Here is a 15,355-nt window from a genome sequence, read left to right on the forward strand (position 1 = left end):
GGCCGGGGTGGTGGCGCTGGCGCTGGTCAGCTGGCTGGTGGTGGCCCTCGTGGACGACGACGACGGGAACGACGACGAGGACGGGAACGTGGTGGCCGGTGGGTTGACCGTGCACGCCGGCACCGCGCACGACCCGGTCGTCTTCGTCGAGGACGGGGGCGGCGAGCTCGCGGGCTTCGAGGTGGACCTCGTCGAGGCGATCGGGGAACGGCTCGACATGCCCGTCACCTTCGACCTGGCGGACGAACGGCGGACCGCCGCCGAGGAGGCCGTCCGGGCGGGCGGTACCGGCGCACACGTCGCGGTGGGCAACTTCGCGGACAACGACACCGAACGCGAGGCGTTGGGCGTCGACTTCGTCAACCACTTCATGGACGGCTGGGCGGTGATGAGCCCGGATCCGGAGCAGTCGGGAGACCTGGACGACCTGTGCGGCCTGCGGGTCACCCTCTATCCCGGGGGCCAGCCGGAGGAGGACGCGGTGCGCGAGCACACCGCGGACTGCGACACACCCGCCGAGATCGTGCCGGCCGAGACCAAGGACGACATGGTGGCGGCGATCCGGGCCGACGAGGCCGACGTGGCGGTGATGTCCTACACGCAGGCGGCCTACTACGCCGCCGCGGAGAACCCGGACGCCGGGCTGAGCGTCAGCTTTCCCCGCGGGAACCGGGGCGCCCGGGGCATCGCCGTGCCGGCCGGCCAGGTGGAGCTGCGCGGGGCCGTCTTCGACGCGATGGGCGAGCTGATGCGGGACGGCACCTACCAGGAGCTGCTGCGGCGTTGGCACATCGAGGAGGCGGCCGTCGACGCGCCGGACGTCAACCTGGGCAGCTGACGTCACCGGCCTCAGCAGTCGAAGTGTTCGGTGAACAGCTGGTCGCGCCGGACGCCGTCGGCCCGCAGGTCGCCGGTGGTGGCCTCGACGAAGCCGGGGCTGCCGCAGACGAAGTAGCGGGCGCGGGGATCCGCGCGGTACGCCGCGGTGTAGCGGCGGCCGAGGCGGTCGCGGAGTTCGTCCCGGAAGGCGGCCTCGGCCGGGGACGCGACGATGTGCGTCAGGGACATGCGCGGCCCGGCGTGCCGGCGCACCAGGTCGACGAAGGGGGTGACGCCGATGCCGCCGGCGATGAGGACGGTGGGCCGGTCGTCGGTCCCGGCCTGCCGGGTGAACGTGCCGTAGGGGCCGTCGAGGCGCAACCCGGCGTCCCTGCCGAGCCGTTCGAGCCGGGCGGTGAACGGTCCCGCGCGCTTGACGGCGAAGGTCAGCGCGCCGTCCTCGTCCTGCCCCACGACGCTGAACGGGTGCGCGCGGGAGAGCGCGCGGAGCCGCAGGTAGCAGAACTGGCCGGGCGCGGGGCGGCGGACGCGGCGGCGGCCGACCGGGGCGACGGTGTACTGGGTGACGGTGGGCGTGAGCCGGGTCTTCGCCACGACGCGGTAGCGGGGTGCCCAGAGCGGGACCGCCAGCCGCCAGGCGGTGACCAGCGCGAGGCAGCCGGCGAGCGCCAGCCAGTAGGCGCGCAGCCAGGGCAGGTCGGTGAGGAAGGTGCCGATGCCGTACGCGTGCAGGAACACCAGGCCGGCCAGCGGGTACGAGACGTAGTGCACGGAGCGCCAGAGCCGGTGCCGGATCGCGGACCGCAGCAGGGTGCTGGTCAGCCAGAGCGCCAGGAACAGCAGCAGGGCGAGGCGGCCGTAGGAGGTGTAGGTCGACTCGACCCAGGAGAAGTCGAGCACCACCAGGTAGGCCGGGTCCTGGTGGTTGGCGATGGTCTCCAACAGCGGGTGCAGCAGCACCAGGAACGCGCCGCAGCCGCCGAGCCAGCGGTGCAGCGCGACGACGCGCAGCCGGTCGCCGCAGAGCCGTTCCGAGACCTGGCGGACGCCGAGCACGACCTGCCACCAGAGGACCAGCGCGCCGCCGAGGCCGACGAGGTTGGCGGCCTCCCCCACGTCGTCGGTGCGGGCGAGCACCGGGAGGAACGGCAGGACGGTCAGGAGCATGACGAGGGTGAGACGGGTCACGCGGCTGGCTCCAACGGCAGGTCGGGCGAGTGTCGGACGGTCCCGTCGCGGTCGACGGTGAGCCAGGTCGCGGTCGGGTCGAGGCCGGCGAGCCAGCCGGGCCCCTCGGCGGTGCCGAGGATGGTGAGGCAGGTGGCGTAGACCTCGGCGGCGGCCAGGTTGCCGGCCAGCACGGTGGCCTGGAGGCAGTCGGAGTCGGCGGGTTCGCCGGTGCGCGGGTCGATGATGTGGTGCGCCCGGCCGCCGGTGGCGGTGGGCCAGCTGCGGCGCACCACGCTGCTGGTCGCCACGGCGGCGGAGCGCGGCAGCTCCAGGACGCCGACCGGTTCCTGGGCCGTGGGGTGGTCGACGCCGACCCGCCAGGGCCGGTCGGCGTGGCCGCGCCAGGCCACCAGGTCGCCGCCGGCGTCGATCAGGCCGCGCTCGGAGCACAGCGCGTCGGCGGCGGCCTGCACGCTCCAGCCCTTGACGAAGCCGCCGAGGTCGACGGCGACGCCGTCCGGCAGCCGGATGGTGCCGTCGTCGTGGTCGAGGTGGACCAGGGGCGTGCCGGCGGTCCTGGCGGGGGCCGGCTCGGCCGGCTCGGCCGGCTCGGCGACGCCGATGGCGCCGATCGCGTCGAAGTCGACGGCGTAGCCGGCCCTGGCCACCTCGGCGCCGAGGAACGGGCTGAAGAGGCCGCCGGTGCGCTTCTGGTGGGCGCACGCCTCGGTCAACACCCGCAGGAACAGCTCGGAGACGGCGACGCGGCCGCCGGCGTTGGCGCGGGAGACGTCGCTCCCGGGGCGGAACCGGCTGAAGACCGCCTCGACCTGGTGGAGCCAGCCGAGCACGGCGGCGGCCTCCCCGGGTGGCAGGACGGCCAGCAGCTCGGTGCCCATCACGCGATCCCGTACCGCCCGCATCCCGCCTCGCCCCGCTTCCCACGCACCCGCGGTCAGGAGCCGCGGGTGAAGGTCGTGACGGTGTCCGGGTCCAGGGGCTCGCCCGGGGTGAAGCTCGCCCGGACGTCCTCGACCAGGACGGGCTCGTCGCGGGCCTCGTCCGGCAGGTGGACGGTCTCGGCGCTCGACTCGCTGGCGGCGTCGCCGAGTTCGATGGTGCCGGTGTGGAGCACCCGCCGCTCCCACAGCAGGTTGCCCTCGATCCGGTAGGTGTAGCGGCCGGGGCGTACCGGGACGCCGTCGCGGTCGGTGCCGTCCCAGTAGAGGGTGTGCTCGCCGTCGTCCTGGGCGGGGCGGCTGGCCGACTCGATCTCCGCGTCGGTGGCCTGTTCCCAGCCGGCGGTCTCCCGCCAGGCGGGCAGCGACTCGGGGCGGCGGTCGTAGCCGCCGTTGGCGGTGAAGCTGGTGGCGAAGAGGGTGCGGACGTAGGCGCCGCTCGCGTCCTCGATCCAGACCGCGATCTGGTTGCTGGCGTGGGTGGGGATGCGGTGGAGCCGGTAGGAGACGCGGACCAGGCCGAGGCTCTCGGCGGTCGGCGCCAGGGTGGCCGTGGTCGCCGGGACGGGCCGCCGCTCCTCGGCGGTGGCGGCCGGGGCCGGGTCGGGCAGTTGGTGGAGGTAGGTGCCGGTGGCGGTGACCGCGACCCCGCTGATGACCACGATCGGGACGATCAACCGACTCGTGCGGTCCGGCATGGAACCTCCCTCAGGCATGCGCTGACCATTCGCTACCTTATGACCATCGGTTGACGAATGCCACTATGTCTTTTCATAGCATTTACCATGAGCAGCACCGCTCATGGTGCCGCCCAGGGCGTTCCGGCAAGATACTGACGGCCACACAACGGCCCCTGAAACGGAAACCACTGTGACCGATCTCCCGGTTGATGAACGCATCGGCCACCACGTCAAGCGCGCGGAACAGCACCTCATCGCCGCCAAACACGCCGCCGTGCAGGAATTCGGGCTGACCGTCTCGCAGTACACCGTGCTGCTCGTGCTGTCCACGGAGCCGGGCCTCACCGGGGCGGCCCTGGCCCGCCGCTGCCTGGTGACGCCGCAGACGATGTCGACCGTGCTGGCCACCATGGAACGCGTCGGTCTGGTCGAGCGGTTGCCGCACCCGACGCACCAACACGTGCTGGAGACCCGGCTCACCCCGCTGGGCAGGGGCCGGCTGCGCCAGGCGGACCGGGCGGCGGTCGCCGTGGAGCGGCGGCTGAGCGAACTGTTCACCCCGGACGAACAGAAGGCGTTCGTGGAGTATCTCGGCCGCTGCTCCACGGCGTTGGAGCAGTAACGCCCAGGCGGGAGCCCGGCGGTCAGACGAGCGCGAGCGCCCGGATCTGGCCGCCGAAGCCGCCGCGGTGCTTGGGCGCGCCCACCACCAGGGTGGCCCCGTGGTCGGGGGCCGAGTCGAGCGCCGCCAGGTTCTCGATGCCGTACCTGCCGGAGGGCAGCAGCGTCTGGTGGGTGAGCGGCACGGCCGCCGCGCCGCCGTCCAGGCTGCTGGTGTCGGTGCCCGCGCCGACGACGTTCCGCTCCTCGATGAGGAACGCCGCCGCCTCGGGGCTGATCCCCGGGAAGTGGAAGACGCCGCCCGAGTCCTCGTTGAGGAAGGCGCCCGGCGTGTTCACCCGGCGCCACCAGCCGGAGTCCACCGCGACGAACGACCGGGCGGGCAGCCGGCCGTAGCGGCTCTCGTACCGCCGGATGTCGGCGACGGTCAACCGGGTGTCGTGGTCCCGGGCCGCGCGGTCGGCGATCCGGATCACGACGAGCGGCACCACGAGCAGTTCGGCGGAGATCTGCTCCACCGTCGGCTCACCGGGGCCGAAGTGCCCCGGCACGTCGATGTGGGTGCCCGAGTGCTCGTTGATGGTGAGCAGGTTGGCGTTGAAGCCGTCCACGTCGATGAACCTGACCTGCTCGATCTCGGGCTGGTCCATGAGCTTGTAGACGACGGGGAAGTCCTCGCCGAGCTCGTGGGTCAGGTCCACGACCCGCGAGGAGCGCGGACCCGAGCCGGGGGCGCCCCGGCCCGTGGCGGCCGCGGCGTTGGCGACGCCGCCGAGCGTCGCGGTGGCGGCGATGCCGGCGCCGCCGATCGCGGACATCCGGAACAGCGCGCGGCGGCCCACGCCGCGCCCGGCGGCCTGGGCGGCCGGCTCGACGCCGCCCTCATCGGCCACGGGCTCCTCGAACGCCGGGGCGTGGCTCTGTTCCGCCACCACCGCGCCGTGGACGTGCGGCGGCTGGACGTGCGCGGGTATGTGGACCTGACGCATCAGGGACGGACTGCACATGGGACTTCCTTCACTACGACGGAGCGGGTACGGCGGGACGGCCGCGGGCGGCGGCCGGAGGACCGGGGCCTAGGCGGCGACGGCCGGCTCGGCGACGGGCTCGGGGGCGGGTTGGGTGAGCAGGCGCCACACGACGGCCGCCCCGGCGAGGGAGAGCGCGGCCACCGCCCACAGGACGACGGCGAGGGCCCCGGTGTAGTCGGCGGCGAGCCCCTCGACGGCGTCGCCCCGCAGCAGGGCGGCGGCCTCGTCGTCGCCGACCCTGCCGTGCAGCAGGGTGGAGAGGGCGGCGCCGACGGCGGCGATGCCGACGGCCTCGCTGGTCAGCCGGACCGTGTTGAACAGGCCGGCCGCCATGCCGCTGCGGCCCGGCTCGACCACGGAGACGGCGGTGCCGTCGAGCACGGCGAGCGAGAAGCCGAACCCGGCGCCCACCAGGGCGACGGCCACCGGGTGGAAGCCGGTGGTGAGCCAGGCGGCGCCGAGCCCCTGGGTGAGGAGGGAGAGCACCAGGATGGTGCGGGCCGAGAGCCGTTGGGAGATCAGCCCGGTGAACATCGGCACCACCAGCGCGGGGATGGTCATGACGGCGAGCGAGAGGCCGATCTCGCCGGAGTCTGCGCCCTCCACCGCCTCCAGGTAGGGGGGCAGCACCACGAGCAGGGCGACGAAGCCGAAGGCCAGCACGGTGGGCACCACGCAGACCGCGGCGAACCTGGGGACGGCGAGCAGCGAGACGTCGAACAGCGGCTCGGCGCGCCGGCGTTCGATGGCGCCGAAGGCCCCGAAGAGGCCGACGGCGGCCGCCGCGGTGACCAGCACCACGGGGTCGGTCCAGCCGCGCTGCTGCACCTCGACCAGGGCGAAGATCAGCGCCGAGAGGCCGGCGGTGAAGGTGATGCCGCCGCCCCAGTCCAGGTCGCCGTCCGGGCCACGGGACTCCCGGATGACCGTCGGGCTGACCAGCAGCGCGACCGTCGCCACGCCGGCGATGACGGCGAACAGCGTCCGCCAGCCGCCGAGCGCGATCAGCCCGCCGCCGATCAGCGGGCCGAGGGCGAGCCCCAGGCCGATGCCGGTGCCGAGCATGGCGAAGACCCGGGCCCGCCTGGCCCCGGTGTAGGCGTCGGCCAGGATCGCGCTGCCCGAGGTCATCACGCTCGCGGCGCCGGCGCCGGCGAGCGCCCTGGCCAGGTCGACCACGGCCACCGAGGGGGCGGCCGCGGCGATGAAGAGGGCGGCCGCGAAGACGGTGAGCCCGCCGAGGAACACCCGGCGCCTGCCGATCCGGTCGGCGAGCGAGCCGGTGACGGCCATGAACGCGGCGAAGGTGAGCATGTAGGCGTTGGCCACCCACTGGGTGGCCGCGACGCCGCTGTCGAACTCGGAGCCGACCTCGGGCGCCGCCAGCGCGCCACCGGTCAGCGAGATGGGTAGCAGTGCGGCGGCCAGGCCGACCACGGCCGCCACCGACCATGGCTCGCGCGTGGGTTCTGAGGTCGTGGCCATGAGAGGAAACCTCACCAATTCTCTGGATCTCTGGGGGTTCTCCGGGGAGGCGGTGCTCCGCGAAGCGGAATGTAAGACCGCTTAGCTACATAAGACATCTTATGATCGCTCCCAAGGCTCGCGTCAAGAGCCGTGATCGAGAGCGTGATCGAGAGCCACGGGGTCGGGGCGGGGGGAACGGGCGCGGGGAACGGGCGCGGCCCGCGGAGGCGAGGCCGCGCCCGCCGCCCGTCAGGCGGCCGCGCCGGCCTGGTGCTCGACCAGCCGCGCCGCGGCCTGGTCGAGGGCCGGCCGCGCGTGCGCGGTCCTGCCCCAGCTGATCAGGGCCGAGCCGACCGCCATCCCGCCGCCGAACGCGGACAGCAACACCTTGTCGCCCTCGGCCAGTTCGCCCCGCCGGTGCACGACGTCGAGCGCGATGGGCACCGAGGCGGCGCCGGTGTTGCCGTGGCGTTCGACGGTCAGCTGGAGCTCCGCGTTGATCAGCTTCAGCTCCGGCCAGACCTCGCGCAGCATCACGCCGTTCGCCTGGTGCGGGACGAAGTGCCGCACCTCCTCGGTGCCGACGCCCGCGTCCACCAGCAGCTTGTGCACCGCCTTCGGCAGGTTCTCCTGCACGAAGCTGCGCACGCCGCGCCCGTCCATCTGGAAGAAGTGCGAGCCCGCCTCCACGGTGTCGACCGAGGCCGGCAGCCGACTGCCGCCGGCCGGGACGCCGATCAGGCGGTGCTGGTCGCCGCGGCTGAGCAGGCTCGTCGCGAGGATCCCGGCGCCGTCGCCCGGCGCGGTCCGGCCGAGCAGCACCGCGCCGGCGCCGTCGCCGAAGAGGATGGCCGTCCTGCGGTCCGAGTAGTCGAGGATCCGGGAGTAGATGTCGGCGCCGATGACCAGGCCGTAGCGGCCCTCGTTGGCCGGCTCGGTGCGCAGCACCCGCTCCACGAGGGAGAGCGCGTAGACGAAGCCGGCGCACACGGCGTTGACGTCGAAGGCCACCGCGTTGACGGCGCCGATCAGGTGCTGGACGAAGCTGGCCGTCGGCGGCTGCGGCTGGTCTGGCGTGGAGGTGGCGAGCACGATGTACGCCACCTCGTCGGGTCGCACCCCGGCCTGCTGGAGGGCGCGTTCGGCCGCGGCGGCGGCCAGGTCGGAGGTGGCCTCGTGGTCCTGGGCCCTGCGCCGCTCGCGGATGCCGGTCTTCCGGACGATCCACTCGTCGGTGACGCCGGCGCCGCGGGCGATCTCCTCGTTGCCCACCACCACGCTGGGCAGCAGGGAGCCGGTGCCGAGGATGCCGATGGGCGTCGCGGGAACGGGAGTCGTGCCGATGGGGCTCATATCGTCTCCAGTTCGCGGAGCTCGGCTTCACCGTCGCCGATCGGCAGGCGTCGCCAACCGGCCTGGTCCGCGTGGGCGTTCAGCCCGGGGTCGGCGCCGACGACCACCGGGTGGCCGACCGCGCCCAGCAGGTCGAGGTCGCTGATGTGGTCGCCGTAGGCCGCGCACTCGGCGAGGTCCGCGCCCCGCACGGCGGCGGCGACGTGCGCCACCCGCCCCTTGGCCGCGCCGATCATCGGCACCAGCACCTCTCCGGTGAGGCGCCCGCGGCGGATCACCGGGCGGGTGCCGATCGCCCAGGTGGCGCCGGTCTCCTCGGCGATCGGGTCGAGGCAGGCGAAGAAGGAGCCGGAGACGAGCACGATCGGCTCGCCGGCGGCGGCGTGGGCGTCGAGGGCGCGTCGCGTCTCGGGAACGAAGAGACCCCGCTCCGACTCGTGGGCGAACCAGTCCCTGCCGACGGCGGCCAGCCGGTCGGCCTCCTCGCCCGCGTAGAAGCGGTAGTACCTGCGGTTGATCTCGTGGCGCGGGACCCCGCTGTCCGCGCCCCGCCGGATCTCGCCGACGAGCCTTTCGTAGGTGCCTGCCGGCTCGCCCCTGTGTGCCAGATAGAACTCCAGGAACCGGAACATGCTCTTGGTCCGGATCACGGTCTCGTCGACGTCCGAGAACACCACGGCGTACGTCATGGCTTCTCCACTCCCTCGCTGGTCTCGCTTGGTCGTGCTCTGCTCTGCTCTGTCGCTGTCTGCTCGTCGGTCCCCCGTCACCCTTCGGCCCTCAGCCGAGCGACACGCGGGTCAGGGTGAGGTCCATCACGCACAGGAGCTCGTCGTGCTGTCGTGCCTCCACCCGCACCGGCAGCCTTTCGAGCGCCGCGCCGGCGCCGCGCCGGGCCGACTCCTCGGCCGGCTCGGGGAGTTCGAGCACGCCGCCCTGCGTGTAGGAGGTGGCGGGCTCGACGGGCTCGGGCGCGACCCGCACCCGTTCGCCGGCCTCGGCCGTGAGGACGGTCGGGTCCTCCAGCTCGCCGAAGCGGGTGAACCGGACGGTGAGGTCCGTCGGGAAGACCTTGGCGGCGGAGACGCCGCGCGCGTCGAGCGCGGTGAAGAGGGCGAGTTGACGCGCGCCCTCGGCGATCACCATGCCGGGCAGGTGGTCCTGCGGGTGGTCGAACATGCTCGGGTGGCCGGCCGGGATGCGCAGCGCCGCGCGGCCGGTGCCGCCCGTGGCGACGGCGTCGAGCAGGACGACGTTCTCCGGCGCCGACCGGCCGACCAGGTGCGGGGTCACGGGCGTGCCGGGCGTGCTCTCCGGGAAGTTGGCCGAGGAGGGCAGGGCGCGGCCGCCGCGGTTGTTCAGCCGGAGCGTCAGGTAGTCGGTGGGGGTCTTGAACCGCAGGCCCATCTCGGAGGTGCCGACGACGGTGCCCTCGATCGACAGCTCGATCTCGTAGTCGAGGCCGGTGACGCGGCCGTCCCGCTCCTTGCGGTTGACCACCCGGACGCGCATCGCCAGCGGGCACGGCGACGGGCCGACGACCAGCGCCGGCAGGTGGGTGAGCCGCAGGCCCAGGTGGGTGAGGATGAACTTGTCGTCCTCGGCGACCCCGTAGAAGCGGTGCGCGCCGCCCAGGTTGGCCTGCCGGCAGGCCTCCAGGACCAACAGCGGGTCGTAGGCGCCGGGGCGCAGCTGGTGGTCGCCGTAGTAGGCGTGCGAGCGCGGGAGTTGGGCCGCCGCGAGGTAGCTGTCGTCGTCGATCCTTCGGAGGTCGGTGAGGAACACCTCGCCGAGGGCGTCCCGGTGGACGAGGAGCCGGTCGACGGTGCGGCTGTAGTCGAGCTCCGGCTCGTCCGGCTGGGTGCCCGCCGGCGGGTGCTGGCGGGTGAACGATGTGGTGCTCATGAGGTGCGACCTTTCTCTGGCCGTACTGGGTGTGAGCAGAGGCGGCGTTCTCGGACGACGACGTCGTCGCGCCGGGGCGCGGCGGAACCGTGCCCCGCGGTGGCCGTTCGCGCGGCCGCGGGGCGCCGTCCGTCGACGCCGTCCAACTTCGGGTGACCGCCCGGTCCGCGTCGACCGGGCGAGGGTCAGACCCCTGGCCGGCGACACGCCTCGCGGCGTGCGGAGGCTTCGGTGCCCTCGGGGAGGCGCGGCGCTGCTCCTCCGGCTCGTTCCGGCCCGGTGCCCGGGTGGGGCGACCGGACGCCCACGAGGTCGCTCATCGAGGCGCTCCCTAGCCTAAGGGGTCGATCCATCATATGATCGCGAATGACCATAAGAGATCTGATCCCCGTCGTCAATCAGATAGGAGTCAGGGGCATATGCCAAGCGCTGATGAGACGCCGCACGGCGACGCGCCGGACGAGGCGTACGACGTTCTGGTCGTCGGCGGCGGGCCGGTCGGGATGATGGCCGGCTGCGAACTGCTGCGCCGGGGAATCCGGGTACGGATCGTCGACCGGGCGCCCGAGCCGACGTCCTTCCCCAAGGCCCTCCTGATGTGGCCGCGCAGCATCGACCTCTTCGAGGACCTGAACGCGCTGGGCGAACTGCGCGACGCCGGCCTCGCGATCAACGCGTTCAGCTACTTCTCCGACCGCCGCCGCCTGGCCACCTTCGACTTCCCCGACCCGCTCGTCCCGCTCTGCCTGCCGCAGAACGAGACCGAGCGGATCCTGCGGGGCGTCCTCGAACGACTCGGCGGCACCGTCGAACGCGGCGTCCGGCTGCTCAACTTCGACGGCCTCGACTTCTCCGGCCGGATCGACGGCGTGCCCGGACCGACGGCGATCCTGGAACACCCGGACGGCCGGATCGAACGCACCGGGGCCTCGTTCGTGATCGGCGCCGACGGCGCCGGCAGCACCGTCCGCTCGCTGATCGGCACCGGATTCACCGGCTCCACCTACGAGTCGGCGTTCGCGCTGGTCGACGCGCACATCGAGGGTTCGCTGCCGGAGGACCAGGCCCTGTACTACCAGTCGCCGGCCGGCGCGCTGGTCATCGTGGCGCTGCCGGACGGCGTCTTCCGCTTCTTCAGCAGCCTGGCGCCGGGCGAGAAGGTCAGCGTGGAGAGCATGCAGCGGATCGTGGACGAGCGCGGCCCCCGGGGCGTACGCATCAAGGACCCGGTCTGGGAGAGCGTCTTCCGGGTGCACGCCAGGCACGCCAACGACTTCCAGCTGGGCCGCGTGTTCATCGCCGGCGACGCCGCGCACATCCACAGCCCGGCCGGCGGGCAGGGCCTCAACACCGGCATGCAGGACGCCCACAACCTGGCCTGGAAGCTGGCGGCGGTGATCTGCGGCGAGGCCCCGGCCGAGCTGCTGCGCAGCTACGGGCCCGAACGCGCCGCCGTGGCACGGCAGGTGGTGCGGGACACCGACATCCAGACCCGGGCCTGGATGGTGAAGCGGCGCACCGAGGTGGCCGTCCGCGACGTCGCGTTCCGGCTCGCCGACCGGACCGGCGCGATGTCCCGCTTCTACGCGCCGGTGATGGCGGGCCGCCGGATCTCCTATCCCCCGGTGCGCGAGACCCAACTGCCGCGCGGCCGCCAGGCGTCCTGCCGGCTGCTCGGCCGGCTCCCCGGACGGGTCAGGATCGGCGCGGTCTTCCCTCGTGAGCTGGCGGTGTCGCTCGGCGTCGCGGGCCCCGACGCCGACCCGATGGGCTGGAGCCTCGTCGCCGTGGGCGGCGCGACGTCGACGCCCGGCTGGCGGGCCCGACTCGACGCCGTGGTGGCGGAGCGCGGGCAACTCGCCCTGGTCGACCTGCCGGTCGCGGCCGCGCGCCGGCACACCGGGTGCGGCAAGCAGGGCTACTACCTCGTCCGCCCGGACGGCCACATCGCGGCGCACGGTCACACCGGCGACGTGGACCGGCTGCGGACCGAACTGACCGCCCTGCTCGGGGAGGCCCCGCTCGGGGAAGGGGCGGCACCGCTCGCGGCGCCGGCGGGCGCCACACCCCCCGGCCGCGCCACCACCCGGCCGGTCACGGCCTGACCCGCGCGGACGCCCCCGCGTCCCACCGCCGCCGACCGCCGGCTCACGGCGCCACACCCGGGCGCCGTGGGCCGGGCGTTCCCCGGGCGACCGCCCCCGCGGACGCCCGGGGTTCACCCGGCGCTTTCGACCACCAGCACGGGTGGTTCCTCGGAGCCGTCGCCGTGCAACCGGTCGACGACGACCACCTGGAACCCCTCGGCGTGCTCGGCCTTCGTGGGGTCGAGCGCCAGGTGGCCGTTGAGTGCCTGGTACCTGATCCATTCGCGGGTGTAGTGGTCGTCCGGCACCCCGTCCGCGAGGACGACCCTTAACTCGACCGTCTGGGCCGTCTCGTCCGCGCCCTCGGTGGTGACGACCGCCACCTGGGCCGCCGTCACCTCGCCCGTCTCCAGGGCGAGATCCACCAGCTCCCTGGCCCGGATCGGCCGCCCCTGGTAGACGACCGACGGCGCGATCCGGCCCAACACCCTGATCGGGCTTCCCTCCCGCCCGCACGCGCAGGCGGCGGGCGCCCCCAGGTCGCCGATCAGATACCGGATCAGCGGCGGCGCCCGGTGCACCCCCGTGGTGGTGACCAGGATCCGCCCGCCGTCTATCTCGGCGTACTGGTGCGGCAGCGGGTGGAAGACCCCCTCGGCGCAGCCGGGCCCGCGGTGGCCGACCATCCACGCCTCGGCCGAGCCGTACAGCTGCCACACCTCGACGCCCGGCAGCCAACGGGCGATCTCCCCCTGCGGCGTGGGATCGTGGAACGCGCCGCCGATCAGCAACTTCCGCAGCCACGGCAGCTGATGGCCCGCCGCGCGGTGCCGCAGCAGCCGGTCGACGATGTCGGGCGGCGCGGCCAGCGCGTTCACCCCGTACTCGGCGCAGAAGCCCAACCACCGCTCGAACTGGCCGTCCTGGAGGTCGCCGACGGGCAGCGCGGAGGCGCCGGCACGGGCGGCGAGCTGGTTGTAGAACGAGTGGGTCGGCCAGGTGCGCCCGGCGGGAAAGAAGTTGGCCAGCACGTCTCCCGGGCCCAGGGCCGCCCAGGAGCCGTGGACCTCCTCGACGAACATGTCCTTGGGCAGCAGACTCATGCTCGGTCTCGTGAGCGTGCCGCCACCCGCGTAGATGAGGGACCCGTCGTCCGGCCGTCTGTCGCGCAGCAGTTCGTCGGTCGCGACCGACAACTCCAGGGGCGTCAGCACCGGCAGACTGTCCAGGGCCAGCGGTTGCTGTGCGTCATCGAGGCTGCTCAGGTACTTGCGATGGAGGGAGGGAATGCGCCGGGCGCCCAGGAGGATCAACCGCAGATGCGTGGTCGAAACCTCCGCCTTGGCCTCATGAGGTGGTTGCTTCGTGGACGACATTCTCGTAGACCTCCACCACAGACGTACGTGCGGACCGGCTGGCACGGCCCCTCACAGCTATGGAGAAGATACCCCTCTGATGGCTTGATTTGGTTTCCGATAGGTGCATCTTGTGGGCGGCTCACGAATCGCTGGTGGAAACGGGTGGCGCCCCGTCAGCAAAACGGAAATTTACCGTCCAGTTCCTTACGGGTTCCGTCAGGCATAACCCTTGGATTGGCCGGCGAGCCTGACACACCAGGTCCAGACCGCATCCCCCACCCACGTCCACGACCTGCGGCGAAGTAATGGCCGGCGGGGCGGGGCGCCCCGTGCGCGCCAACGGGAAATCCGGAACGCGCCGTTCGGACGTCACCCAGGGCAATGTGAACCGGGGGCGAAATTTTACCTCCGCCTTACCGTCCGGCTGGAAAATTGCCCCCCACGTCGTGCAATGACACCAATCGCGAACAAGCCATGCCGCCCGGCCGGCTAGTCGTCTGAACCGCTACCCAGCGCGCCCAGACATCGGTCCAATTGCGCGAGGAAAAGTTCCGCCTCACTTGTTGTGAAGGCATCGGTCAGTTTCTGTTCGACTTCGGTGACCGCCGCGTCGGCCCGGTTGAGCAACGCCCGCCCGGTGCGGGTGAGCCGGCTCTCCAGGACGTGCTGGTGCACCGGGTGCGGCTTGCGCTCCACCAACCCGCGCCCCTCGAGCGTGGAAAGAACCGATGACATGGTCTGCGGCGTGACCATGCACCGGCGGGCGAGCGCCGCCCCGGACAGTCCTGATTCCTGAGACAGCGCGAGCAGCACGTTGTACTGGGGCACGTTGACCTTGAACGGACGCAGCACCGAGTGCTTCGCCGACACCAGCTCTTGCTCGACCCTCTTGATGCGGTGGCCGATGCGCTCGTTAACAGGAAGGGGCATATCAACCACGCTATGTAGATGGTTTCCGTTTGGACAAGACCACGTACGGAGCTACCGGAACCCTGGGAATGGAGTGCATGAAGGGATGGGGGTTGCGGGAGGGGACTGCGTGAAGAGTATCAATGCCGCCCTCCTTCGACGGCCCTGGGTACGACCGCCCCGAGGCCGCCCCGAGGCGCCCCGAGGCGCCGCGCGTCGTCACGCGTCGTCGCCGGCGGGTGATCGGCGCGGACCGCCGCGGGCGGCCGCGGGCGGCCGCGGGCGCGTCAACAGGGCGCGCGCCGCCTCGTAGCCGGCCAACCGGGCACGGCAGCACACCACGTGGTCGGGCCCGGCGACCATGGCGATCCGCCGGTGCCCCAACCCCAGCAGGTGGCGCACGCCGGACACCCCGACCTGCCGTCGATCACCTTCGACACGGTGGGAACCGAGACGCCGCCGACTCGGCGAGGTACGCGATGGTGACCGGCGCCCGCCCGTCCGCCCGCCGTGGCCATTCCCGCACCGGGCCACGCGGAACGACGGGTTCAGTTTCCGCGTGCGGGCTGCGGGGCGTTGCGCAGCCTCTCCTCCAACGCGGCCAGCAGGCCCGGCAGTTCGGGCGCGACGGCGAGGTCGTCCAGCGTGGCCGCCGGAAGGAAGCCCGAGTCGGCGATGCCGCGCAGGGCGTCGAGCAGCGGCGTCCAGAAGCCGTCGGCGTCGAGGAGCCCCACGGGCTTGGCGTGGAAGCCCAGTTGGCGCCACGACCACACCTCGAAGATCTCCTCCAGCGTGCCGAGCCCGCCGGGCAGCGCGACGAAGGCGTCGGCGTGCTCGGCCATCAGCGCCTTGCGCTCGTGCATCGAGTCGCAGACGTGCAGTTCCGTCAGCTCCCGGTGCGCCCACTCCCGTTCGACCATGCTGCGCGGAATGACGCCGACCACCTCGCCGCCCGCCCCCAGCGCGGCGTCCGCC

Annotated in this window: 15 protein-coding genes; 3 read left to right on the forward strand and 12 right to left on the reverse strand. The window is 73.0% G+C overall.

Annotated features, from left to right (window positions below; translation table 11 throughout):
• On the forward strand, positions 1 to 838 hold an 838-nt coding region (locus E1283_RS16150), incomplete at its 5' end, for a substrate-binding periplasmic protein (RefSeq protein ID WP_132818740.1).
• A gap of 11 nt (positions 839 to 849) precedes the next feature.
• Here E1283_RS16150 and E1283_RS16155 read toward each other — a convergent pair.
• The 3 genes from E1283_RS16155 to E1283_RS16165 are packed head-to-tail and all read right to left on the reverse strand — an operon-like array spanning position 850 to position 3,667.
• The gene (locus E1283_RS16155) at positions 850 to 2,028 is read right to left on the reverse strand and encodes a ferric reductase-like transmembrane domain-containing protein (RefSeq protein WP_132818741.1); all 1,179 of its coding nucleotides are present in this window, start codon (positions 2,026 to 2,028) and stop codon (positions 850 to 852) included.
• Positions 2,025 to 2,909, reverse strand: a complete 885-nt coding sequence (locus E1283_RS16160) for an FAD:protein FMN transferase (protein WP_165956140.1) — start codon at positions 2,907 to 2,909, stop codon at positions 2,025 to 2,027. The genes E1283_RS16155 and E1283_RS16160 overlap by 4 nt, the downstream gene beginning before the upstream one ends.
• Before the next feature lie 56 nt (positions 2,910 to 2,965).
• Positions 2,966 to 3,667, reverse strand: a complete 702-nt coding sequence (locus E1283_RS16165; RefSeq protein ID WP_165956141.1) for a DUF2271 domain-containing protein — start codon at positions 3,665 to 3,667, stop codon at positions 2,966 to 2,968.
• Positions 3,668 to 3,839: 172 nt separating this feature from the next.
• Between E1283_RS16165 and E1283_RS16170 the strand changes: the two genes are divergently transcribed.
• Positions 3,840 to 4,271 carry a MarR family winged helix-turn-helix transcriptional regulator gene (locus tag E1283_RS16170; RefSeq protein WP_132818744.1) on the forward strand — a complete coding sequence of 144 codons (432 nt, stop codon included), beginning with the start codon at positions 3,840 to 3,842 and terminating at the stop codon, positions 4,269 to 4,271.
• 22 nt (positions 4,272 to 4,293) lie between these two features.
• Here the strand turns inward: E1283_RS16170 and E1283_RS16175 are convergent, their stop codons facing one another.
• The 5 genes from E1283_RS16175 to E1283_RS16195 form a co-directional block, all read right to left on the reverse strand.
• Positions 4,294 to 5,277, reverse strand: a complete 984-nt coding sequence (locus E1283_RS16175; protein ID WP_132818745.1) for a cyclase family protein — start codon at positions 5,275 to 5,277, stop codon at positions 4,294 to 4,296.
• 69 nt (positions 5,278 to 5,346) lie between these two features.
• A complete protein-coding gene (locus E1283_RS16180) occupies positions 5,347 to 6,786 on the reverse strand; it encodes an MFS transporter (protein WP_132818746.1) in 1,440 nt (479 codons plus the stop codon).
• A gap of 231 nt (positions 6,787 to 7,017) precedes the next feature.
• Positions 7,018 to 8,121, reverse strand: a complete 1,104-nt coding sequence (locus E1283_RS16185; RefSeq protein WP_132818747.1) for a 3-oxoacyl-ACP synthase III family protein — start codon at positions 8,119 to 8,121, stop codon at positions 7,018 to 7,020.
• Positions 8,118 to 8,810: an HAD family hydrolase gene (locus tag E1283_RS16190; RefSeq protein ID WP_132818748.1), complete on the reverse strand. Its 693-nt coding sequence runs from the start codon at positions 8,808 to 8,810 to the stop codon at positions 8,118 to 8,120. The genes E1283_RS16185 and E1283_RS16190 overlap by 4 nt, the downstream gene beginning before the upstream one ends.
• 91 nt (positions 8,811 to 8,901) lie before the next feature.
• Positions 8,902 to 10,026: a ScbA/BarX family gamma-butyrolactone biosynthesis protein gene (locus E1283_RS16195; RefSeq protein WP_132818749.1), complete on the reverse strand. Its 1,125-nt coding sequence runs from the start codon at positions 10,024 to 10,026 to the stop codon at positions 8,902 to 8,904.
• A gap of 419 nt (positions 10,027 to 10,445) precedes the next feature.
• On the opposite strand from E1283_RS16195, the gene E1283_RS16200 reads away from it, so the two are divergent.
• Complete coding sequence (locus E1283_RS16200; protein WP_132818750.1) at positions 10,446 to 12,131, forward strand: FAD-dependent monooxygenase; 1,686 nt, start codon at positions 10,446 to 10,448, stop codon at positions 12,129 to 12,131.
• 113 nt (positions 12,132 to 12,244) lie between these two features.
• On the opposite strand, the gene E1283_RS16205 is transcribed toward E1283_RS16200, so the two are convergent.
• The 4 genes from E1283_RS16205 to E1283_RS16220 all read right to left on the reverse strand — a co-directional run.
• Positions 12,245 to 13,489, reverse strand: coding sequence for an AMP-binding protein (locus E1283_RS16205; protein ID WP_132818751.1), 1,245 nt, complete (start codon positions 13,487 to 13,489; stop codon positions 12,245 to 12,247).
• 471 nt (positions 13,490 to 13,960) lie between these two features.
• Complete coding sequence (locus tag E1283_RS16210) at positions 13,961 to 14,401, reverse strand: MarR family winged helix-turn-helix transcriptional regulator (RefSeq protein WP_132818752.1); 441 nt, start codon at positions 14,399 to 14,401, stop codon at positions 13,961 to 13,963.
• A 198-nt stretch (positions 14,402 to 14,599) separates the two neighbouring features.
• The gene (locus E1283_RS16215) at positions 14,600 to 14,782 is read right to left on the reverse strand and encodes a hypothetical protein (RefSeq protein WP_132818753.1); all 183 of its coding nucleotides are present in this window, start codon (positions 14,780 to 14,782) and stop codon (positions 14,600 to 14,602) included.
• Positions 14,783 to 14,928: 146 nt separating this feature from the next.
• Positions 14,929 to 15,355 (reverse strand): LOG family protein (locus E1283_RS16220; RefSeq protein WP_132818754.1); only part of this gene is annotated, 427 nt, incomplete at its 5' end.

Origin of the sequence: Streptomyces hainanensis (assembly GCF_004348415.1) — a bacterium.
Taxonomy (GTDB): Bacteria; Actinomycetota; Actinomycetes; order Streptomycetales; family Streptomycetaceae; genus Streptomyces; species Streptomyces hainanensis.

Bases quoted from the DNA above. Each gene is read 5' to 3' on its own strand.
- E1283_RS16180 (WP_132818746.1), bottom strand. From the start codon at position 6,786: ATGGCCACGACCTCAGAACCCACGCGCGAGCCATGGTCGGTGGCGGCC.
- E1283_RS16160 (WP_165956140.1), bottom strand. From the start codon at position 2,909: ATGGGCACCGAGCTGCTGGCCGTCCTGCCACCCGGGGAGGCCGCCGCC.
- E1283_RS16165 (WP_165956141.1), bottom strand. From the start codon at position 3,667: ATGCCGGACCGCACGAGTCGGTTGATCGTCCCGATCGTGGTCATCAGC.
- E1283_RS16190 (WP_132818748.1), bottom strand. From the start codon at position 8,810: ATGACGTACGCCGTGGTGTTCTCGGACGTCGACGAGACCGTGATCCGG.
- E1283_RS16200 (WP_132818750.1), top strand. From the start codon at position 10,446: ATGCCAAGCGCTGATGAGACGCCGCACGGCGACGCGCCGGACGAGGCG.
- E1283_RS16185 (WP_132818747.1), bottom strand. From the start codon at position 8,121: ATGAGCCCCATCGGCACGACTCCCGTTCCCGCGACGCCCATCGGCATC.
- E1283_RS16210 (WP_132818752.1), bottom strand. From the start codon at position 14,401: ATGCCCCTTCCTGTTAACGAGCGCATCGGCCACCGCATCAAGAGGGTC.
- E1283_RS16205 (WP_132818751.1), bottom strand. From the start codon at position 13,489: ATGTCGTCCACGAAGCAACCACCTCATGAGGCCAAGGCGGAGGTTTCG.
- E1283_RS16175 (WP_132818745.1), bottom strand. From the start codon at position 5,277: ATGTGCAGTCCGTCCCTGATGCGTCAGGTCCACATACCCGCGCACGTC.
- E1283_RS16195 (WP_132818749.1), bottom strand. From the start codon at position 10,026: ATGAGCACCACATCGTTCACCCGCCAGCACCCGCCGGCGGGCACCCAG.